General features: G+C 57.9%; 25 protein-coding genes and 1 tRNA gene. 17 read left to right on the top strand and 9 right to left on the bottom strand.

The genetic code is table 11. The features are described from left to right. The first annotated feature begins 153 nt into the window (after positions 1-153). From K5K89_RS04665 to hrpT, 17 genes are all read left to right on the top strand, one after another. Positions 154-1,878, top strand: a complete 1,725-nt coding sequence (locus tag K5K89_RS04665) for a tetratricopeptide repeat protein (protein ID WP_071491039.1) — start codon at positions 154-156, stop codon at positions 1,876-1,878. Between the two features lie 4 nt (positions 1,879-1,882). Beyond that, positions 1,883-2,500, top strand: coding sequence for a lipoprotein insertase outer membrane protein LolB (lolB, locus tag K5K89_RS04660; protein WP_222540945.1), 618 nt, complete (start codon positions 1,883-1,885; stop codon positions 2,498-2,500). Position 2,501: 1 nt separating this feature from the next. Beyond that, complete coding sequence (ispE, locus tag K5K89_RS04655; protein ID WP_222540944.1) at positions 2,502-3,353, top strand: 4-(cytidine 5'-diphospho)-2-C-methyl-D-erythritol kinase; 852 nt, start codon at positions 2,502-2,504, stop codon at positions 3,351-3,353. Positions 3,354-3,389: 36 nt separating this feature from the next. Beyond that, positions 3,390-3,464 (top strand) — tRNA-Gln (locus K5K89_RS04650). 46 nt (positions 3,465-3,510) lie between these two features. Further along, the gene (locus tag K5K89_RS04645; RefSeq protein ID WP_003208392.1) at positions 3,511-4,452 is read left to right on the top strand and encodes a ribose-phosphate pyrophosphokinase; all 942 of its coding nucleotides are present in this window, start codon (positions 3,511-3,513) and stop codon (positions 4,450-4,452) included. A 137-nt stretch (positions 4,453-4,589) separates the two neighbouring features. Beyond that, positions 4,590-5,186 carry a 50S ribosomal protein L25/general stress protein Ctc gene (locus tag K5K89_RS04640; protein ID WP_071491036.1) on the top strand — a complete coding sequence of 199 codons (597 nt, stop codon included), beginning with the start codon at positions 4,590-4,592 and terminating at the stop codon, positions 5,184-5,186. A 167-nt stretch (positions 5,187-5,353) separates the two neighbouring features. After that, entirely contained in the window at positions 5,354-5,938 is a 585-nt protein-coding gene (gene pth, locus K5K89_RS04635) for an aminoacyl-tRNA hydrolase (RefSeq protein WP_071491035.1), read from the top strand. Positions 5,939-5,959: 21 nt separating this feature from the next. Next, positions 5,960-7,060 (top strand): redox-regulated ATPase YchF, encoded by a 1,101-nt coding sequence (ychF, locus tag K5K89_RS04630; RefSeq protein ID WP_003171595.1) that lies wholly within the window; start codon positions 5,960-5,962, stop codon positions 7,058-7,060. A 278-nt stretch (positions 7,061-7,338) separates the two neighbouring features. Then, positions 7,339-8,253: a sigma 54-interacting transcriptional regulator gene (locus tag K5K89_RS04625; RefSeq protein WP_071491034.1), complete on the top strand. Its 915-nt coding sequence runs from the start codon at positions 7,339-7,341 to the stop codon at positions 8,251-8,253. Positions 8,254-8,414: 161 nt separating this feature from the next. Beyond that, positions 8,415-8,603, top strand: coding sequence for a hypothetical protein (locus K5K89_RS04620; RefSeq protein ID WP_222540943.1), 189 nt, complete (start codon positions 8,415-8,417; stop codon positions 8,601-8,603). A gap of 72 nt (positions 8,604-8,675) precedes the next feature. Then, positions 8,676-9,038 carry a hypothetical protein gene (locus K5K89_RS04615; protein ID WP_071491032.1) on the top strand — a complete coding sequence of 121 codons (363 nt, stop codon included), beginning with the start codon at positions 8,676-8,678 and terminating at the stop codon, positions 9,036-9,038. Positions 9,039-9,045: 7 nt separating this feature from the next. Then, on the top strand, positions 9,046-9,828 hold the full coding sequence (gene sctJ, locus K5K89_RS04610; RefSeq protein ID WP_071491031.1) for a type III secretion system inner membrane ring lipoprotein SctJ: 783 nt from the start codon (positions 9,046-9,048) through the stop codon (positions 9,826-9,828). Further along, the gene (locus tag K5K89_RS04605; protein WP_071491030.1) at positions 9,821-10,393 is read left to right on the top strand and encodes a hypothetical protein; all 573 of its coding nucleotides are present in this window, start codon (positions 9,821-9,823) and stop codon (positions 10,391-10,393) included. The genes sctJ and K5K89_RS04605 overlap by 8 nt, the downstream gene beginning before the upstream one ends. Further along, positions 10,371-10,961 carry a type III secretion system stator protein SctL gene (gene sctL / locus K5K89_RS04600; protein ID WP_222540942.1) on the top strand — a complete coding sequence of 197 codons (591 nt, stop codon included), beginning with the start codon at positions 10,371-10,373 and terminating at the stop codon, positions 10,959-10,961. The genes K5K89_RS04605 and sctL overlap by 23 nt, the downstream gene beginning before the upstream one ends. Before the next feature lie 102 nt (positions 10,962-11,063). Then, positions 11,064-11,300 (top strand): hypothetical protein, encoded by a 237-nt coding sequence (locus K5K89_RS04595; RefSeq protein ID WP_071491028.1) that lies wholly within the window; start codon positions 11,064-11,066, stop codon positions 11,298-11,300. A gap of 147 nt (positions 11,301-11,447) precedes the next feature. After that, positions 11,448-13,583, top strand: coding sequence for a type III secretion system outer membrane ring subunit SctC (gene sctC / locus K5K89_RS04590; RefSeq protein WP_071491027.1), 2,136 nt, complete (start codon positions 11,448-11,450; stop codon positions 13,581-13,583). Continuing rightward, positions 13,580-13,783, top strand: a complete 204-nt coding sequence (hrpT, locus tag K5K89_RS28600; protein WP_083351535.1) for an HrpT family type III secretion system protein — start codon at positions 13,580-13,582, stop codon at positions 13,781-13,783. The genes sctC and hrpT overlap by 4 nt, the downstream gene beginning before the upstream one ends. Positions 13,784-13,836: 53 nt before the next feature. Here hrpT and sctU read toward each other — a convergent pair whose 3' ends face one another. From sctU to K5K89_RS04545, 9 genes are read right to left on the bottom strand one after another with little or no spacing between them, the layout of a single operon-like run. Further along, entirely contained in the window at positions 13,837-14,934 is a 1,098-nt protein-coding gene (gene sctU, locus K5K89_RS04585; protein ID WP_222540941.1) for a type III secretion system export apparatus subunit SctU, read from the bottom strand. After that, positions 14,931-15,719, bottom strand: coding sequence for a type III secretion system export apparatus subunit SctT (gene sctT, locus K5K89_RS04580; protein ID WP_071491025.1), 789 nt, complete (start codon positions 15,717-15,719; stop codon positions 14,931-14,933). The genes sctU and sctT overlap by 4 nt, the downstream gene beginning before the upstream one ends. A gap of 10 nt (positions 15,720-15,729) precedes the next feature. Continuing rightward, a complete protein-coding gene (gene sctS, locus K5K89_RS04575; protein ID WP_071491024.1) occupies positions 15,730-15,993 on the bottom strand; it encodes a type III secretion system export apparatus subunit SctS in 264 nt (87 codons plus the stop codon). A gap of 7 nt (positions 15,994-16,000) precedes the next feature. Further along, complete coding sequence (sctR, locus tag K5K89_RS04570; protein ID WP_222540940.1) at positions 16,001-16,654, bottom strand: type III secretion system export apparatus subunit SctR; 654 nt, start codon at positions 16,652-16,654, stop codon at positions 16,001-16,003. Continuing rightward, on the bottom strand, positions 16,651-17,664 hold the full coding sequence (locus K5K89_RS04565) for a FliM/FliN family flagellar motor switch protein (RefSeq protein ID WP_071491022.1): 1,014 nt from the start codon (positions 17,662-17,664) through the stop codon (positions 16,651-16,653). The genes sctR and K5K89_RS04565 overlap by 4 nt, the downstream gene beginning before the upstream one ends. Further along, a complete protein-coding gene (locus tag K5K89_RS04560) occupies positions 17,661-18,098 on the bottom strand; it encodes a type III secretion system HrpP C-terminal domain-containing protein (protein WP_222540939.1) in 438 nt (145 codons plus the stop codon). Before K5K89_RS04560 ends, K5K89_RS04565 begins: the two co-directional genes overlap by 4 nt. Further along, the gene (locus tag K5K89_RS04555) at positions 18,095-18,523 is read right to left on the bottom strand and encodes a type III secretion protein (RefSeq protein WP_071491020.1); all 429 of its coding nucleotides are present in this window, start codon (positions 18,521-18,523) and stop codon (positions 18,095-18,097) included. Before K5K89_RS04555 ends, K5K89_RS04560 begins: the two co-directional genes overlap by 4 nt. Next, positions 18,510-19,868 carry a FliI/YscN family ATPase gene (locus tag K5K89_RS04550; protein ID WP_305430977.1) on the bottom strand — a complete coding sequence of 453 codons (1,359 nt, stop codon included), beginning with the start codon at positions 19,866-19,868 and terminating at the stop codon, positions 18,510-18,512. The genes K5K89_RS04555 and K5K89_RS04550 overlap by 14 nt, the downstream gene beginning before the upstream one ends. Further along, positions 19,865-20,764 carry an FHA domain-containing protein gene (locus tag K5K89_RS04545; RefSeq protein ID WP_222540938.1) on the bottom strand — a complete coding sequence of 300 codons (900 nt, stop codon included), beginning with the start codon at positions 20,762-20,764 and terminating at the stop codon, positions 19,865-19,867. The genes K5K89_RS04550 and K5K89_RS04545 overlap by 4 nt, the downstream gene beginning before the upstream one ends. Between the last annotated feature and the right edge of the window lie 27 nt (positions 20,765-20,791).

Here is a 20,791-nt window from a genome sequence, read left to right as displayed (position 1 = left end):
ACAATTGTCCTACTTCGAAAGATTCAGAACAACCACCGTCGTCTATTGTCCTAATGCCTTGTGTCTATAAAGGCATCAACTGAGACTCGGTTATGTTTGGCCGAAGGCTTGTGTCATGATGATCCGACCGCAGGTTAGTCGTCCTCTTCCTATATGAATAGATCTTCCGCGTTGCTCCTCGCCTTTGTCTTTCTCAGCGGCTGCCAGGCCATGGCCCCCGTGTCGCCGGACGGTACGCCACCGGTGGAAGACAGCGCCCCCGCCCCTGAAAAGCCCAAGGTTTATTCTTCGTTCACCGAAGAAACGGTGTACAGCCTGCTGACTGCGGAACTGGCCGGCCAACGCAATCGCTTCGACATTGCGCTGGACAACTACGTGACCCAGGCCATCAACACCCAGGATCCGGGGATTTCCGAGCGGGCCTTCCGCATCGCCGAGTACCTGGGGGCCGATCAGGCTGCGCTGGACTCCTCGCTGATCTGGGCGAAAAACGCCCCGGACGACCTGGAAGCACAACGGGCGGCGGCCATTCAACTGGCACGCGCCGGGCGCTATGACGACTCCATGGTCTATATGGAGAAAGTCCTGCAAGGCAAAGGCGACACCCATTTCGACTTCCTCGCGCTGTCGGCCGCCGACACCGACCAGGACACGCGCAATGGCCTGATGAAGAGTTTCGACCGCCTGCTGCAAAAGCACCCGAAGAACAGCCAGCTGATTTTCGGCAAGGCATTGCTGCTGCAACAGGATGATGAAGCCGACGCCGCACTGAAGCTGCTGGAGCAGAATCCGCCGGAAGAAGGCGAAATCGCCCCGATACTGCTGCGTGCACGCCTGCTTCAGAACCTCAACCGTGGCAAGGAAGCGATTCCGCTGCTGGAAAAAAGCCTCAAGAAGTATCCGGACGACAAGCGCCTGCGCCTGACTTACGCCCGCATGCTGGTCGAACAGGACCGCATGGAGGACGCCAAAGTGCAGTTCGCCAACCTGGTCCAGCAATACCCGGACGACGACGAATTGCGTTATTCCCTGGCACTGGTTTGCCTGGAAGCCAAGGCGTGGGACGAGGCCAAGGGTTACCTGGAAGAGCTGATCCAGCGTGAAAGCCATGTAGATTCGGCACACCTGAACCTCGGGCGCATCGCCGAAGAGCGCAACGATCCGCAAGCCGCCCTGCTCGAGTACGCCCAGGTCGGCCCCGGCAACGACTACCTGCCCGCCCAATTGCGCCAGGCCGATATCCTGATGAGCAACGGCCGCACCGACGAGGCGGAGAAACGCCTGGCCGCCGCACGGGATGCCGAACCGGATTACGCGATCCAGCTCTACCTGATCCAGGCCGAAACCTTGTCGGCCAACAATCAGGGCGAGCGCGCCTGGAAGCTGCTGCAACAAGCGTTGCTGCAATTCCCGGACGATTTGAACTTGCTATACACCCGCGCCATGCAGGCGGAAAAACGCAATGACCTGGCGCAGATGGAAAAAGACCTGCGCCTGATCATCAAGCGCGATCCGGACAACGCCATGGCCCTCAACGCCCTGGGCTACACCTTGTCCGACCGCACCACGCGCTACGACGAAGCCAAGGTGTTGATCGAGCAAGCCCACAAGCTGAACCCGGAAGACCCGGCCGTGCTCGACAGCCTGGGCTGGGTGAATTACCGCCTGGGCAACCTGGACGAGGCCGAACGCTTGTTGCGCCAGGCGCTGGAACGCTTCCCCGACCAGGAAGTCGCCGCGCACCTGGGCGAAGTGCTGTGGGCCAATGGCAAACAGCGTGAAGCACGGCAAATCTGGGAGAAATTCCTCAAGGAACAACCCGAAAGCCCCATCCTGCGCGGCACCATCAAGCGCCTGACCGGATCCGAGACCCTTTAAACCTATGTTTTTGCGCCATGTTGTTATTTTCAGCTTCATCGCCCTGCTCGCCGGTTGTGCGGGCATCGGCAGCCGCGAATCCGTTGAAGGCCAGGGCAACCCGGCGCAATGGAAGCAGCACAAGGACCAGCTCAGCAGCATCGATGGCTGGCAGATCGAAGGCAAAGTGGGGGTTCGCGCGCCGAAAGACTCCGGCAGCGGCACCTTGTTCTGGCTGCAGCGCCAGGACTACTACGATATTCGCCTGTCGGGTCCACTGGGCCGTGGCGCCGCACGTCTGACCGGCCGGCCGGGGCAAGTCAGCCTTGAAGTGGCCAACCAGGGCCGTTATGAGGCAACCTCGCCGGAAGCGTTGCTGGAAGAACAGATCGGCTGGAAACTGCCGGTGTCTCACCTGGTGTGGTGGGTCCGTGGCCTGCCAGCGCCTGATAGCAAGAGTCGCCTGAGCCTGAACGGCGACAGCCGCCTGGCCAGCCTGGAGCAGGATGGCTGGCAGGTCGAATATTTGAGCTACGTGGAGCAAAGCGGCTATTGGTTGCCCGAGCGCATCAAGCTGCATGGTCCCGACCTTGATGTCACGCTGGTGATCAAGGACTGGCAACCACGCAAACTGGGGCAATAACGTGTCCGTACAAAAATTGACCCTGCCCTCCCCGGCCAAGCTCAACCTGATGCTGCACATTCTCGGTCGCCGTGAAGATGGCTATCACGAGCTGCAGACGTTGTTTCAATTCCTCGACTATGGCGACGAGCTGACCTTCGCCGTGCGCGACGATGGCGTGATCAGGCTGCATACCGAATTCGAAGGCGTGCCTCACGACAGCAACCTGATCGTGAAGGCCGCAAAAAAACTTCAGGAGCAATCCGGCTGTCCGCTCGGCATCGATATCTGGATCGATAAAGTCCTGCCCATGGGTGGCGGCATCGGTGGTGGCAGCTCGAATGCCGCGACAACTCTGCTGGGTCTGAATTACTTGTGGCAACTGGGTTGGGACCATGATCGCCTGGCCGCGCTGGGCCTGACGCTGGGTGCCGACGTCCCGGTTTTCGTGCGCGGGCACGCGGCTTTCGCCGAGGGCGTGGGGGAGAAACTCAGCCCGGAATACCCCGAGGAGCCGTGGTATGTCGTGCTTGTTCCGCAAGTATCTGTAAGTACAGCAGAAATTTTTTCAGATCCGTTGTTGACACGTAACTCTTCTCCCATTAAAGTGCGCCCCGTTCCCAAGGGAAACAGTCGAAATGACTGCTTACCGGTTGTAGCAAGGCGTTATCCAGAGGTACGTAACGCTTTGAATTTGTTAGGTAAATTTACCGAAGCAAAATTAACCGGAACTGGAAGTTGTGTGTTTGGGGGCTTCCCAAGCAAAGCTGAAGCTGATAAAGTCTCGGCCCTTCTTACAGAGACCCTTACAGGGTTTGTAGCAAAGGGAAGCAACGTTTCGATGTTGCATCGCAAGCTGCAAAGTCTGCTCTAAAGGAATCGAGTGTCAGGCACTCGTTGCAACAGATACAGGGGCGTCGCCAAGCGGTAAGGCAGCAGGTTTTGATCCTGCCATGCGTTGGTTCGAATCCAGCCGCCCCTGCCATTTTCCTATACTCATCCAGGTTACCCTCAGCCTCTAGGTACTGCGCGTGTCCAAGATGATGGTCTTTACGGGGAACGCCAACCCCGATCTGGCTCGACGTGTCGTACGTCAGCTGCATATCCCTCTCGGTGACATCTCTGTCGGTAAATTCTCCGACGGCGAAATTACAGCCGAGATCAATGAAAACGTTCGCGGTAAAGACGTCTTCATTATTCAGCCGACTTGCGCTCCGACCAACGATAACCTGATGGAACTCGTCGTGATGGCTGATGCCTTCCGCCGCTCCTCAGCGACTCGAATCACAGCTGTAATCCCTTACTTTGGTTATGCCCGTCAGGATCGCCGTCCGCGTTCCGCACGTGTGGCCATCAGCGCGAAAGTCGTTGCTGACATGCTGACCGTGGTAGGCATCGACCGTGTTCTCACGGTTGACCTGCACGCTGACCAAATCCAGGGGTTCTTCGATATTCCGGTAGATAACATCTACGGCTCCCCCGTATTGGTGGATGACATCGAAGACCAGCGCTTTGAAAACCTGATGATCGTGTCCCCGGACATTGGTGGCGTCGTGCGTGCACGGGCCGTTGCCAAATCCCTGGGCGTGGACCTCGGGATCATCGACAAACGCCGCGAGAAAGCCAATCACTCTGAAGTGATGCATATCATCGGTGATGTCGAAGGGCGTACCTGTATTCTGGTTGATGACATGGTCGACACCGCCGGCACCCTGTGCCACGCGGCGAAAGCCTTGAAAGAGCACGGTGCGGCCAAAGTCTTCGCCTACTGCACACACCCTGTGCTGTCGGGCCGAGCGATCGAGAACATCGAGAATTCCATGCTGGACGAACTGGTGGTGACCAACACCATCCCGTTGTCCGCTGCTGCTCAAGCCTGTTCGCGTATCCGTCAACTGGATATCGCACCGGTTGTTGCCGAAGCGGTCCGCCGCATCAGCAATGAAGAATCGATCAGCGCGATGTTCCGCTAAGGGTCAAACCTTCGGCACATCCCACTGACGAAAAGCGCCCCGCCCCGACATTCTGTTGGGGCGGGGCTTTTTTGCCCATGTCGAGGCCGGCGCTGGTCGCAAACGCCGCTCGATGATGGCTATTTTGGAGATACAAAATGACTGACTTTACTCTGAACGCCCAAGCGCGTACTGACCTGGGGAAAGGTGCGAGCCGCCGCCTGCGTCACGCCGCCAACATCCCAGCCGTTGTATACGGTGGTAACAAGCCTGCTGAATCCGTGACCATCCTGGCCAAGGAAATCGCCAAGCTGTTCGAAAACGAAGCGGCCTACAGCCACGTTATCGAGCTGAACGTCGACGGCGCCAAGCAGAACGTCATCGTTAAAGCGATGCAGCGTCACCCTTCCAAGCAATTCATCATGCACGCTGACTTCGTTCGCGTTGTAGCTGGCCAGAAACTGACCGCCATCGTGCCTGTGCACTTTGTGGGTGAAGAAGCTCCGGTCAAGAAAGGCGGCGAGATCTCGCACGTCCTGAACGAAATCGAAGTGACCTGCCTGCCGAAAGACCTGCCTGAGTTCATCGAAGTCGACCTGTCGGCTCTGGAAATCGGCGCTATCGTTCACCTGTCCGACCTCAAGGCACCTAAAGGCGTTGAGTTTGTCGCACTGGCTCACGGTGATGACAAAGCAGTTGCCAACGTTCACGCTCCACGCGTTGCTCCAGAAGCTGAAGAAGGCGCTGCAGAGTAATCCACTCTGTATTGCCGGAGCTTGAGGAAACATCGCGGACCGAAACGTAGCGAGAAAGCGGGCGATAACGCGGCGTTTACTCTTGAGTAAATGATGTAGTGTCGTCCACTTTCGCCGCACTCAGGTCTGGCGATGTTATCCACAACTCCAAAGGAAGGGCCCCTGTCGTGACTGCCATTAAACTGATCGTTGGCCTGGGAAATCCAGGCGCCGAATACGAACAGACCCGGCATAACGCGGGGGCCCTTTTTGTTGAGCGCATCGCCCACGCACAAGGTGTAAGCCTTGCGGCCGATCGCAAATATTTCGGCCTGACCGGGCGCTTTTCGCACCAGGGTCAGGATGTTCGTCTACTGATTCCCACCACCTACATGAACCGCAGCGGCCAGGCTGTCGCGGCGCTTGCGGGCTTCTTCCGGATCAAACCCGAAGAAATCCTGGTGGCCCATGACGAACTGGACCTGCCACCCGGCGTTGCCAAGCTCAAGCTCGGCGGCGGGCATGGCGGGCACAACGGCCTGCGCGACATCATCGCGCAGCTGGGTAATCAGAATAATTTCTACCGCCTGCGGCTCGGCATTGGCCACCCAGGCGTCGCCAGTATGGTTTCAAATTTCGTCCTGGGTCGTGCGCCACGCGCCGAACAGGAAAAACTCGATGCCAGCATCGACTTTGCCCTCGGCGTGCTGCCGGATATCTTCGCCGGTGAATGGAACCGCGCGATGAAAAACCTGCACAGCCAGAAGGCCTGACTCTTACCGAGGGGAAACACCATGGGATTCAATTGCGGCATCGTCGGCCTGCCCAACGTCGGCAAATCCACCCTGTTCAACGCCCTGACCAAATCCGGTATCGCAGCGGAGAACTTCCCCTTCTGCACCATCGAGCCCAACAGCGGTATCGTGCCGATGCCGGATCCACGCCTGGACGCCCTGGCGGCCATCGTCAACCCCAAGCGCATCCTGCCGACCACCATGGAATTCGTCGACATCGCCGGCCTGGTCGCCGGTGCGTCGAAAGGTGAAGGTCTGGGCAACAAGTTCCTCGCCAACATCCGCGAGACCGATGCCATCGCCCACGTGGTCCGCTGCTTTGAAGACGAGAACGTGATCCATGTCTCCAACAGCGTCGACCCGAAACGCGACATCGAGATCATTGACCTGGAACTGATCTTCGCCGACCTCGACAGCTGCGAGAAGCAACTGCAGAAAGTCGCGCGCAACGCCAAGGGCGGCGACAAGGACGCAGTGGTCCAGAAAGGTCTGCTGGAGCAACTGATCGCGCACTTCACCGAAGGCAAGCCGGCACGCAGCCTGATGAAGAACATGGGCGCTGACGAGAAGGCCGTGATCAAGGGCTTCCACCTGCTGACCACCAAGCCGGTGATGTACATCGCCAACGTCGCTGAAGACGGTTTCGAGAACAACCCGTTGCTCGACGTGGTCAAGGCCATCGCTGACGAAGAAGGTGCCATCGTGGTGCCGGTGTGCAACAAGATCGAAGCAGAAATCGCCGAGCTGGATGACGGCGAAGAAAAAGACATGTTCCTCGAGGCCCTGGGCCTGGAAGAGCCTGGCCTGAACCGCGTGATCCGCGCCGGTTACGAAATGCTCAACCTGCAGACCTACTTCACCGCCGGTGTCGAAGAGGTCCGCGCGTGGACCGTCAAGGTCGGTGCTACCGCACCACAGGCTGCTGGGGTGATCCACACGGACTTCGAAAAAGGGTTCATCCGCGCCGAAGTGATTGCCTACAACGACTTCATCCAGTTCAAGGGTGAGGCCGGTGCCAAGGAAGCCGGTAAGTGGCGTTTGGAAGGCAAGGAATACATCGTGAAAGATGGCGATGTGATGCACTTCCGTTTCAACGTGTAAGTGCTGGCAGCGATTTACACGGCAACTAAAAAGCCGATGCATTGCATCGGCTTTTTTGTGCACGTTTTTCAAGGTTAAACACATGTGTTTACTCTGAGCGTTTACTCTGTGCACGAGAAAATCGGCAAATAAACGTCATGGCAGCCTTTAAGTTCGTTCAGCTTTAACTTCTCGCTCACCACTGACAGCTTTTTCCTGCATCTGGCCTCGGCAAATTACGCTCTACTGAGCAGTACTGCATTGCAGCACTGCTAAGCAATAGTGGAGTGACTAACAGCATGTCTGCCTCTGACCATCAGGAAAGTGAAGTACGTATACCGTTCATTGAGAACCCCGATGTTTACGCCGCGCTCAAGACTACGGCAGCCTTGAATATTGACGTTCTTCTACTGGGTGAAACCGGCACAGGCAAGGACACTCTGGCACAGCGAATTCATCGTTTATCCGGGCGGCGCGGTCACTTTATCGCGGTGAACTGCGCAGCCATCCCGGAGACCCTGGCGGAGAGTCAGCTGTTCGGCGTCAACAGTGGCGCTTATACCGGTGCTATTCAGTCAAGGGCCGGATTTATCGAGGCGGCACACCTAGGCACCCTGTATCTGGATGAAATCGACAGCATGCCACTCACCCTGCAAGCCAAACTTCTGCGTGCGCTGGAATCACGTGGCGTCGAGCGTCTAGGGTCGACCCGTTTCATCCCGGTCGACATGCGCGTGATAGCATCCGCCCAGCAATCACTGAATGACATGGTCGAGCAAGGCACCTTTCGACGTGACCTGTACTTCCGCCTGAATGTCGTGACCATCAACCTCGCCCCGCTGCGAAGCCGACTGGAATACATCATTCCACTGTTTAAGGACATGGTTGCCCAAGAAGCCAAGCTCTTCGACTGCCCAATCCCCGCGCCGTCTGAAACACTGCTCCAGCAATTGCTGTGTCACCACTGGCTTGGCAACGTAAGAGAATTGCGCTCTGCCGCCAAGCGGTTTGTACTGGGCATGCCACCTCTTGGTTCATCGGAGGCGAATGCACAGATAATACCCCTGAAGATTAGGTTGCAGCAGTTCGAAAAATCATTGATCGAAGAATCGCTCAAACGTCATGCCGACTGTGTGGAGCATGTCGCCGCTGAGTTAGGCGTTGCCAAACGCACGCTGTACTACCGTTTGAAGTACTTGAACATACTTACATGACGCGATTGCTCGGCACCTGCATTTGCGACACATCTCGAAATAACAAATCATTTTCGCGCTGGAACCACCCCCCTGTCGTCCACCACCCATGTTTCGAGCGAAGGCTCTCTAGAGAAGGCCAGACACTCGACACTTTATCAATATGAAAGGAAGGTACTTTTATGCCTATTGAACCTAACTATCCGGGCATTGGCGCAAATTATGGCGGCGTCGACAACGCAGAAGCAAAAGCCATTCAGGATCAGTTGCAGAGAGAAAAGAACGCGCAAAACATTAAGCAAACCATCGACAGCATGCTGCTCGACTACAGCACCAAAGTGATGGCGCAAATCGGCTCTGCCCGGGCCTAAGCATCAAAACACTTGCCTCCTCTGTTCATTTACAGAGGGGGCACTTTCTCGCTTTTGCCTGGGGAGCCTCAAATGCTTTCGAAAACCGAATGGGGCGCACAGCCTCAGATGCGTCTGCAAAAAAACGAAGCGACAACGCTTGTTGATAACTCCATCGATAGTCATTTTTTTGCGTCAGCGCTGATCGGGGAGAACCGCTCCCCCCCTTCGACGCCGGCCATCGGCACGTACTTTCTCGCCGAGCAATCGGTGTTCCTCAAATCCAAGAACGAGAAGTTTTCCAGAGGGTTGAAGGATCTGGCGCAAAGCAAGCACTCGATAAAATCGGTGGAAGTGCCCATGGCCCTGGTCGAGAGCAAAGAGCGCCTGACCGTGTCGGTGAAAATCATAAAACACTGCATTTCGATGGTAGAAAAAACCATCAACCTGCAGTAGGAAAGTTATGCGCAAACCTCTCGTCACCTGCCTGCTACTCACACTGGCACTGCTCCTGGCCGGCTGCGGTGAACGAATCGAACTGCACCGCCAATTGTCCGAACAGGAAGCCAACGATGTCATCGCCGAACTGGCAGACAAGCAGATCCGCGCCCAGAAAGCCTTGGAAAAGGATGGCGTAGTCGTTCGGGTAAAGAGCCGTGATATTGCCCGCGCGGTGCGAACACTGGAAGCTGCCGGCCTGCCGAAAATCGCGCGCTCGACCCTGGGGGATATATTCCGCAAGGAAGGCGTCATCTCTACACCGCTGGAGGAAAGGGCCCGTTACATCTACGCGTTGTCCCAGGAACTGGAAGCAACCCTATCCAACATCGACGGGGTCATCGTGGCCCGCGTCCACGTGGTACTGCCGGAACGGGTGGCGCCCGGCGAACCCGTACAGCCGGCATCAGCCTCGGTATTCATCAAACACGACCCCCGGCTGGACCCCGACAACATCAGGCCACGTGTGCGCAGAATGGTGGCCAGCAGCATTCCCGGTATGACCACCACGGCGGATAACCCGCAAAAACTCACCGTTACCTTTGTACCAGCGGCCGCTTATATTGAACGGGAGCGTCTAGTCTATCTCGGAGCTTTTCTGGTACCCGAAAACGACCTGATGTTCTGGCAAACAACCCTGACATCACTGTTTATAGTCTTGGTGCTTGCAGTCGCGGCGACCGTAGTCTGGCTTCGAAGGAAGCGCCACCCGACCCACGCTTCACCGAGCTTAGAATCCAATGGATGACCTGTTCAGGTGGGTCAATTGGTGGACCCGCCCATGGGAGCAGGCACAACATGGCTGGGCGCCGTTCGACCTCGCCTCACCCGCCGGCACTGCGATCTGCCGTGGCCAGCATGAGCGGGTCAGCCAGGCACTGGGCATCTCCCCTTGCCTGCCCGTTGAGCCATCACCTGCCCTGCTGCACCTGGTACTGGCGCCACCCGCAAAACGTGAACTGATGTTGGCCCTGGTCGATGGGATCTACCATCCTCAGCATGAACTATCGTTGAGCCCCGACCAACGCCAGTGGTGCGCCCGCCTGTCCCGGGCATTACCTGCCGTTCCCCATGAACCCGGCAACGACCCTCTGCACTATCTGCGCGCCTGGGTCGATCAGCCGATATGGCAGCGCCTGCGGCTCAGCTTCGCCCCGCAACGCGTTGATGCGCTGGAAGGCATCCCTGCGCCGCCACCCGGAAGCAAACTCGACACTGTCTGGCAGGCCGTCATATGGCGCGCTACCGCCCCGACCAACGATGCCCCCACTGCTGGCGAGACCCATTCCAATGTTGTACCGCTGCAAGATTAAACTGTCGACCCCCGCTGCAAGCTTGCCAAACGCTCTGATCCCCAGAGAGCTGCTTGCCGACAGCCTGCGTGCACAGCATTTGCTGAGCGACGCCCAGGCACAGGCTGAAGCGATCCTGCAACAAGCGCGTGAACAGAGTGAGCAGTTGCTGAAGCACGCACAGGACGAGTTTTGGCAGCGCGCCAACCGCCAACTTGAATGCTGGGAGACCGAGCGGCAGAACATGTGCGAGCAGCTTGAAAAAATCGCTACGTCAGTAACCCATCAGGTGGTGGGCAGTCTGCTGGAACTGACGCCTCCCGCGGAGCGAATCAGCGCCCTGCTCAAAAAGCTGCTAGCCGCAGAAATACCCACCATTAACGCCACGCTGGCCTGTCATCCACAGGATCAGCCGGAGGTGGTGCAATGGCTGCAAATGAACAGCAATGCCCCCTGGAGTCTGCGTGTGGATGATCTCATCAGCGTCCAGTCGCTGGTTCTGGAAACAGACGAGGGCAGCTTTCATATTGATTGGAAGTCGACCGTTGACAGCTTGTTCCTGTTGGAAATGCCACAGAGCCGCAAGTAGGGAATTTCCGACAATGTTCACACGCAGTCTTTCATGACGCCGTGTGTGGAACTGTTGCCAGGTATGAACCACATACATGGGCAATTCACTGGAGGATGCCCCATGACCTTTGATTATCGGCTGAGCCGACAGCATTACAGAGAGCTGGACACTGTCAAAAAACACATAGACCAAATGGGTAAGGCCGCCTACGAGGCGACCGATAATGAGACGTTCGCAGCACTGATGGATCAAGCGCTGGAGATGAAAATGACGTCGAACCAGCTTTTGACCTCTATACAGGCCATGACCAACTACAGGGCCGATCAGGGAAAGATCATCTTCGATGGCATCCCCTGATGGTTCGAGGCCGGGTGATGCAGGTACTCGTGAATCGACGACTCGGGGCTGTCACTGCCCGCCGACCATCACCCGTCTCACACGCTGCGCCCAAGACACGCGCCCGACTTCGCAGCATCCGCTCTCGTACCAAACAGAGAACCACTTATGAAGAACAAGACCTACAAGCCTGGCTGCTTGCGTTATGTCTCGTCCGGACTTTCGCAAAAACGCCCTGCCTGGCGCTACCTGCTCGCGCTGCCATGGCTGCTGACGCTTTCGCAAACCACATTGGCCGCCATCCCCAACGAATGGAAAAACACGGCCTACGCCTATGAAGCCGAGCACAAGCCCGTGCGGGAGGTACTTGAAGATTTCGCCCAGACGTTCGGTACGCAGCTTCAGATCGAAGGCCTGCTTGAGGGTTCGGTCAATGGAAAAATCCGCGCCAACACCCCTCAGTCCCTACTCGACAGACTGGGTGTGGAGCATCGCTTCCAGTGGTACCTGTACAACAACACGCTCTATATCAGCACGCTGGATCAGCAGCAATCCGCGCGCCTGGAAGTATCGTCGGAATCCATCTCGGACTTGAAGCAGGCACTGACCGATATCGGCCTGTTGGAAAGCCGCTTTGGCTGGGGCGAGTTGCCAGAGGACGGCGTCGTTCTGGTCTCTGGCCCCAGGGGTTACATAGAGAAGATCAAGCAGTTCAGCAGCCAGCGAAAGTCGGCAGATGAAAAGCAGAGCGTGTTGACCTACCCGCTGAAGTTCGCCAACGCAGCAGACCGCGTGATCGATTACCGGGGGGAAAAAATCACCATCCCAGGGGTTGCCACTATGCTGCGCGGGTTGTTGGAACCACGCCCGACGTCCGTCATGGCGACACGCTCCACAACCGCGGCGCAACCCTCGCCACTGGCTCCCACAACCGGCGCCCGGTTGAGCAACCCGCTGCTTGGGCAAATGCTGGGAACACCCGCGGGCGCGGGCTCATTGGACACCGGCGCGTCGCTCACTCCCCGCGCGCCGGTGAACGCCAGCAAAATCAGGGTCGAGGCGGATGTGCGCAATAACGCGGTACTGATTTATGACCTGCCCGAGCGCCAGGCCCTGTACAGAGAGCTGATCACGCAACTCGACGTGGCCCGCAAGCTGGTGGAAATCGACGCAATCATCCTGGATATCGAGCGCAGTCAATTGCGCGAATTCGGGGTCAACTGGGGGTTTCAAAACAGCCGTTTTCGAGGCGAATCGATCATGGCACCCGGCAGCTCTTCACAAATCAATATCGGCAATCGCGACCGTTTCTATGCTGAAATCCGCGCCCTGGAAAGCCGTGGCCTGGCCACTATCGTGTCGAACCCATCGGTGCTGACGCTGGAAAACCAACCGGCGGTGATTGATTTCAACCGGACCCAATACCTGGTAGCCGGCACAGAGAACGCGACTATTCTGCCCGTCACCGCAGGTACCAGCTTTCAAGTAGCCCCCAGGGTCATCACCAGCAAAGGCAGCCACCAAGTCCATTTGGTCGTGGATATTGAAGATGGCAATTTTAACGATTCCAACGTCTCAATCGGTGGACTGGATGTGCGCCGAGGCAAGGTGAGTACCCAGGCCGTAATGGCAGAAAAAAGCTCACTGGTGGTGGGTGGGTTTCACGTAACGGAAAACACCGACACCCAGAGAAAGGTGCCTGTGTTGGGAGACATTCCATTGCTAGGCAAGGCGTTGTTCTCCTCCACGAAACGCGAGAACAACCGACGGGAACGCCTGTTCATCCTGACACCCCGTGTGATCGGAGACCAAGCCGACCCTTCACGTTACCTGCCAAAAGCCGATCAGGCCGAATTACAGGCTGCACTAGCCCCCTTGGCCCGACGCAATGCACCCTACCCGCCAGTGATCCAGCGAAGCGAAATCACCAGCACGCTGGCGCATCTCGTGAGTGGCGAGGTGCCCAAGGCGTTCAAGGCGGCCGCGATGCCCCTGGGGTTGGATACATTGTGCTCGACACGTGAGCTGCTGGCTCTCAATACCCAGCGCAGCCAGTGGTATACAGGGCCACACTTCAACGTAGCAATCATCGTGTTGCGCAATCAGTTCAAACGCAATGTGCGCATTGATGAAAAGGAGTGCAGCAACGCTCAGACCCTGGCAGTAACCGTGTGGCCACGAGCCTGGCTCAAGCCGGGCGAAGAGGCTGAGGTTCTTATCGCCATGCGCCCCGTAGTGAAAGATGAACACATCGGCGTGCCCCGCCCGTCCCTTCTCACCCCAGCCCGGAAAGACATGCGATGAAACGCACCCTGTTCAGCGTCACTCTCATCATTACGGTATTGCTCAGCGTCGGCTGTACTGCAACGTGCAAAGGTGATTCATGCTCTCGTCCACAATCGAGCGAGTCTAAAATGGTGGTCTGGTGGCCGTCGCACATGCGTGCCGAGCCTGGCCCCGCAGGAGAACGTTCGGATTATCAGACGATCTCGCTGGAACGATGAGCCAATGCGGCTGGCCAAGCCTTCAGGTCCTGGCCAGTTGCACCTGACGTCGATTACCGCTGCACAAGCTCGGGCAGTTCCAGGGTTTCGCGCTTGGCTTCATCGTCCAATTCACGCAGAGTCCGGTAGATCAGCGCCACAGCTTGCAAGGTTTCACGCGGGATGCCGGCACCCAGTTTCTTTTCATAGAGCGTACGCGCCAGCCATACGCACTGGATCACCGGCACATCAGCCGCTTTCGCCCGATCGATCAATGCGCGCGCTTGGTCATCGGTGCCCTTGTCCACCAGCAGCGGCAAAGGCGTTTTACCGGGTCGGTAATACAAGGCGACGGCAAAGTGTGTTGGGTTGACCACCAACATGTCGGACTCTTCCAACTTGGGCAGCTTGACCTGCGGTTCTTCCTGGGCGAGTTGATAAGCCAGTGAACGCCGTTGCCCTTTGATGTGAGGATCGCCCTCCGAGTCCTTGTACTCCTTCATCACCTCGACTTGCGTCATCCGCATGCGCTTGGCAAAAAAGTGTTTCTGCAACGCCAAGTCGATCAGCGCCAGCACCAGCAACAAACCCAGACAGGCATGCAGCAGGTGGCGAAATAAAATGATCAGGGCTTTGACATAACTCTGCAAGTCGCTGTTGGCCAGGTTGATCAACACGCCAAGTGAAGGGCTGATCACCACATAGAGGACCAATGCCAAAAGCACGGCCTTGGTCAGACTCATCAGCAGGTTCATCACCTGCTGAGCGGAGAACATCTGTTTGATCTGGCTGAGTGGGTTGAGACGGCTGAAGTTCAGCTTCAAGCTTTCGGGCGCAAACAGAACACCGAACTGCATCCAAGCACTGATCAATTTCACCGTGATCGCCACGGCGGCCATCATCAGGGCAAACGCAAAGAACATCAGCAGCGCTTCCAGCAGCACTTCTTCCAGCGCCCGTGCAAAGGGTTGGCCAATGCGGGACATGGGCAAGACCAACAGTTGCTGGAAACGCTGCATGCTGGGCTCGGCCGTGAACAAGGCTATCTCGCTCAAGGCGGTCAGTACCAACAGCTTGCCGACATCCTGGCTCTGCGCGACCTGGCCCTTCTGGCGCTGATCACGCAGTTTCTTGGGGGTGGCCGCGTGTTTTTTCTCACCTGAATCACTCATGATGCCGAGACCTGGAACATTGCAAGCAGGGATTGCTTGAGATCACCCAACAGGCTCATGCGCCCGACGATCAAATCCTGCAACAACGGCAGGTACAGAATCAGAATCATCAGGCCGGCCAGGCATTTGACCGGTGGTGCCAGAGTCGAGACTTGCAACTGCGGGCTATAAAGCCCCAGCAACGCAACGCCAAACTCCAGCAGCAGCAACACCGCTATAAATGGCGCGGCGTAGAGCATCATATGGGTGAACGTGTCCGCCAGCAGAGTGGTAAACACACTGAAACCGTTCACTCCAACGAAAGGTAGCCAAGCGGTCGGGGACCAGATTACATAGCTGTCCCAGATCACTTGGGTCATCGCCCCGAGCCCGAGGGTGGCGATCAACAGGTAGATCGCCAACTGTTTGAACAGATGCCCCACCGGCGTTGCGTCCGGTCCCAGCGACGGGTTGAGTTGGCCACCGGCGAGCGCGCCGCGCTGGTTGTCGAGTAATGCCCCCACCGACTCGAACATCCAGAACGGCATGCTCAATAAGACCCCGAGCAAAAGGCCCAGAGCCACCTCCTTGAAAATCAGGGCACCGATCATCAGCAATGAGTAGTCGTGCGCTTTTAGCACCGTGTAAATGCCGGGAGCCGGAATCAGCCCCAGCACCATCACGATGATGTGCCGAGGCATACCACGCAGATGTTGAAAACAGAAGGCAGGCACCAGGAATACACAAGGATAGATTCGCGCCATAGCGACCAGAAGGCTGGGCAGGTAATCAATGAGTTGCAGCACGCGGGTTACCTCAGCTCAGCGCCGAACGGGCAATCATGTCGAACGTCAGGTTGATCAATTGCACCAGTTCCACACCAATCCAGCGCCCGGTCAGAATCAAGGTGACGCCCACAGCTACCAACTTCACACCAAAGGGCAGGGTCTGGTCTTGTATCTGCATCAATGCCTGCAGGAGGGAAGTCAGTACACCGATAACCACGGCCACGATAAGCGGGGGTGCCGACAGCACCACCACCAGCAACATGCCTTGCTTGAACAGCACGATCGGCTCCATAAGCTACTCAGAGATAAGAAAGGAACAGGCTGTCGAGCAAGCGTGACCAGCCCGAGACGAGTACGAACAACAACATTTTGAGCGGCAGCGAAATCGTCATCGGCGAGACCATTTGCATGCCCAGCGCCAACAGCAGGTTGGAGACGATCAAGTCAATGACGATGAACGGAATGTAGATCAGGAACCCTATCTCGAAACCGGCCTGCAACTGCGACAGGACGAAGGCTGGCATCAGCAGGATCAAGTCTTCGCGCTGAACCTCATGGGCCATTTCAGACGGCCACATTCGGACGGTGTTTTCCTTCAGGTGCGTCAGAATGTCCGGGTCGGTGTTGCGACTCATGAACGTGCGCAACGGTTGTATGGCTACCAGGCCGGTGGTTTGCATCGCGTGCACGCTGCTGAGGTCCAGAGGTGCCGCCTTCAGCGTCACGGAGATCTCGTAGCCTACGGGCGCCATAATGAATAGCGTTGCCGCCAGGGCAATGCCGTTGATTGCCATGCTCGGCGGTACTTGCTGCACACCGATGGCGTTGCGGGTGATCATCAGCACAATGACAATTTTCAGGAACGCCGTGCACACGACCAGCAACATCGGCATCAGCGACAGCCCACCGAGAAACAGGGCGAGTACGAGCGGGTCCACTCCCTGGAAAGTCATCGGGAAAACGTCATGCGGGACAGTTGCAAGCCGAGGCACCCGTCAACCTCGACCAACTGCCCCACGCCAATCGGGCGATCACCGTAGTAAAGCCCGGCCATGCCGGGTGCATAGCCGGAGATACCCAGCACGGCTCCGGGGGACAGGTTGCGCAACTCCCCCAGCGTCAGGTTCAAGGTTCCACACCGCACGTTGAGCGCCATGCTCAATTCATCGAACGGCTCATGGCCAAATACGTCCGCTACCGGTTGTTCATCCCCGGATTTCGGGAAGTCGTGTACTGCAAAGTCCTCGTCCACAGAGGTTTCCTCAAGAGATGCAAGTGTCAAACACAAATGCCCGGATGCATCGTCGATATGCCCATGCAGGCGGCGTTCACCCACCTGCAGATACCCGACACCCCGCGCGTTGAAAAAGGCCTGTTCGATTACCACGACATCGCCCGACCGAGCGGTGCGCAAATGAGCAATGGACAGTTGCAGCCGCCCCAGCGTTACGGCGATTGCCACCTGAAAACGCTCAGGCAGCGGAGCAGCGATCGAGCGCCATGGGCCGGCATCACACACCGCCAGAAAGCTCTCGTGAGTCAGCCACAGGTATGCCGAAACCTGGGACATCCCCAAGGTCACAGTAAGCCGGCAGCCAAATGGCAATGAGTGACTACCCCCCAGCAATCGCAGGTGCCCCAACAGCTTCCTGACCTGCGGGCTGAGGTGGTACAGGAACAGATCCCAGAACCACGAATCCGGATCGTTGTCGGCCAGGGCCAGCGTCACAGGGCACTCTCCCAGCAAGCTCAACAGCGGACCGGGCTCACTGAAACCCAGCACGCCGCAGGCCGTTTCGAAGCAGACAGGTGTAGCACTTCCTGGTGGTCGCCCAGGCTCCAGCAAGAGTTCACCCTGCTGGCTTGAGACCTGAAACGGCATACGTATGCCACAGCCCAACCGGCGCCGGGCCGCGACGGCCTCAGCCTTGACCTGACGTAACGCCAACAGCGGCATCATCATGCCGAGGCCATATGAACCAACGTGAGATCGACCGGCTGTCCCAACGTGTTGGCGATGCGCTCCTGACAACGCTGGCGCATGCCGCAGAGCCAGTTCGTCGTGCGATCGCACTCAGCGTCCAGTTCGACGCTCCAGACTCCCGGCTCGCGCCGGATACTGGCTTTGATGCGCCCTAGACGAGGCACGTACAGCACCACCTGCAGTGGCCACTGCGATGATCCTTGAAAATGGGCGGCCAGTTGTTCAGTCAACGATTCGAGCAGGGGGCTATCGTTCGCCATTTTCGTGCTCGCCGCAGAGCTGCCAACGTCGGTGGTGACCAGCAACGCAAACCGCAGCGCCTGCTCCAAGGGCACCACGGCGCTCATTCCCATCTCACGTGTATCACTGAGTTCACGCATGCGCTCAGTCTTGCCAATTGAAACCTGGGTCATGCTTGCTCCTGAGCCAATAAACCGGATAACTCTTGAAGTTTTTCCACCTCGAGCAAACAGCGGGTGACGTGCTTCTGGGCATCTCCTACCGCCAGCGTCTGCTGGTCTTTTTGCACGTGCAACGCTTGCAATTGGCTCTCCTCTCGTCGGGTGCTGGCAGACAGGTTGTGCTCTTGGGTGCTCCAGGCTTTCAGTGCCTGCAGTGTCATGACTTGGCCCTGATTCTCCTTGAGCAACTGCGCACACTGCCGCGCCTCTTCGCGTCGGCTCTGCTCAAGCGCCTCTTCAGCCTGTTCGATCTGTCGAAGCACAGTACGCTGGGCTTTCTTGGCGGCACTCAGTGCCCGCTCGGCACGGTCTGCCCGATGCCTGCGCAAGCGTCGCAATATCTCGACTTCAGCGATAAGCGATTCAGAAGGGCACATAAGCCGTCAGCTCCTTCAGTTGCTCCAGGGTCGTCGCGATGGGTGACGGCTCGCGCAGGTCCTGGCGCAAAAAGCTGTCGACCGCCTGGCGGCTGTCTACCGCCATATCAGTCAGCGCATCACTGCCGGCTTGATACTCACCCAGCTTGAGCATCAGCTCGATCTGTTGATACGCCGACAACAGGCGCCGTAATGCCGTACCGGCCTGGATATCTGCAGAATCGGCCACATTGCTCAAGATTCGCGACAGGCTGGCCAGCACATCGACCGCCGGATAGTGTCCCCGCTCGGCCAATTTACGTGACAGCACGATATGTCCATCCAACAGCGACCGGACTTCATCCGCCACCGGATCGTTCATGGAGTCCTGTTCGATAAGCACCGTGTAAATCGCGGTAATCACGCCGTTGCGTGTCAGCCCGGCGCGCTCCACCAAACGCGGCAACAGGCTGTACACCGACGGAGGCAAACCACCGCGCCCCAGTGGTTCCCCGGCCGCCAAGCCAATTTCGCGCTGGGCCCGGGCAAACCGGGTCAAGGAGTCGATCAGCAACAAAACCCGTTGGCCCTTGCTTCGGAAGCCTTCGGCCAGGGCGGTGGCGGTAAAAGCGGCACGGGCACGCTCCATGCTGGACCGATCCGAGGTAGCGCACACCAGCACCGCCTTGGCACGCAGTTGTTCATCCAACTCATGGTCGAGGAACTCACGCAGCTCACGACCTCGTTCCCCGATCAGGCCGAACACAATGACATCGCATTCCACATTGCGCGCGATCTCGGCCAACAACGTGGTTTTTCCGCAACCGGCACCGGCAAACAATCCCACACGCTGGCCCTCGCCCAGGGTCATCAAGCCATCAATCGAACGCACTCCGGTGGCCAGCGCCCGACTGATCCGAGGCCGCTCCGTGGGCAACGGCGCTTCGCACAATACGGTTGTTGCGTCGGGCGTATCGACGCCGGCGAAGGCACTCGGGCCGTCGCCGGCAATGGGTCGACCAAACCCATCCAGCACCTGACCCAGCAGCTCATCGCTGACCCGTACCCGATGGGGTACGCCGAGCCGCTCCACACTGGCCCCCACACGCACACCTTCAAGGTTGCCCAGCGCACTGAGCACTGCGTCCTGATGGTCAAAGCCGATGATCTCGGCAAGCATGTTCTCACCTGGATTTTTCTCGACCTGGCACAGATCTCCAATCCGCGCATGGGGCAAACGACACTGCAACAGCATGCCGTTGACGCGCTGGACCCGCCCCCGCATCGAAACAGGCGCGAAACGCGTCAGCGCCTCCGACTGCCTTGACTGCCAAGCCTCCAGGCGCTCCCGCAGCAGGTCGCTCACCAGCGCACCTCGTAGCGTTGCTCGCCGTCGAATACCACTTTGCTGTTATCGATCAATACCAGGCGCAAGCCGTCAATCTCATCGCCTACAAACAATCTATCCCCGGTTTCCAGCACAACGTGACCATTGGGTCCGCTGACAATCTGCAAAATCTTGAACGGAATCGTGCTGTCACGTACCCGTACACGGCTCATGACGGGCACTGCGGTTTCGAACTGCTCGCCAAAACGGATGAGCATGCGTGCGACCAGCTCCACGTCGTCTTGAGTGACTAAGCCGTCGAGTGCAATCTGGCCGTTGATCACTTGCAAACTGATGTGCTGGCCCAGCTCACGCTCGTTAAGCATCTTCAGCAGTATCTGGCGCACTTCGAACGGTGACGCGAGCTCGGTCTTGCTCGGCGCGCTCGGCATCAGCGACGCCTGGGCCGTGCGTTCCCCGGAAGAGACCATGCCGACAACCATGATGACGACCGCGCACACCAGCACCAGGCTAAGCAAACGTTTTTGCTGGACCGAAGAGATAGAAGACAGCATCAGTGGCCGCGGCGGTTCGATGCTGGATTCAGGCGGCACGGCGCGGGGAACCGATGGTTGAGGCCAGGGCTGTTCGGCCAGGCTTACACACAAGCACACCCCACCCACCGAGAATAAGGCATTGAGTGGCAAGTGACCGATTTGCGCCAGCACCTGCCCATTGCTATCAGACAATAGCCCTGCCTTGGCTTGCACCGACCAACAGGCGTCGATCAGATGCAGGTGCGCATGGTGCTCGGCGATTCCCGGATCGCTGAGTACAAGGTCCGCATCCGCGTGTGCACCGATGCTCCACTGTTCACCGAACAGTGGCAGTGCCGCGCCCTGGTGCAAGCCGTCCAGAACTCGTAGCTCGTACATTATCGCGCCTCTCCCCGTGCGCACTGC

The sequence above is a fragment of the Pseudomonas sp. DR208 genome, assembly GCF_019823005.1.
GTDB lineage: Bacteria > Pseudomonadota > Gammaproteobacteria > Pseudomonadales > Pseudomonadaceae > Aquipseudomonas > Aquipseudomonas extremorientalis.
Note: the sequence above shows the minus strand (reverse complement) of the source record. Positions and strands in the feature narration are given on the sequence as shown.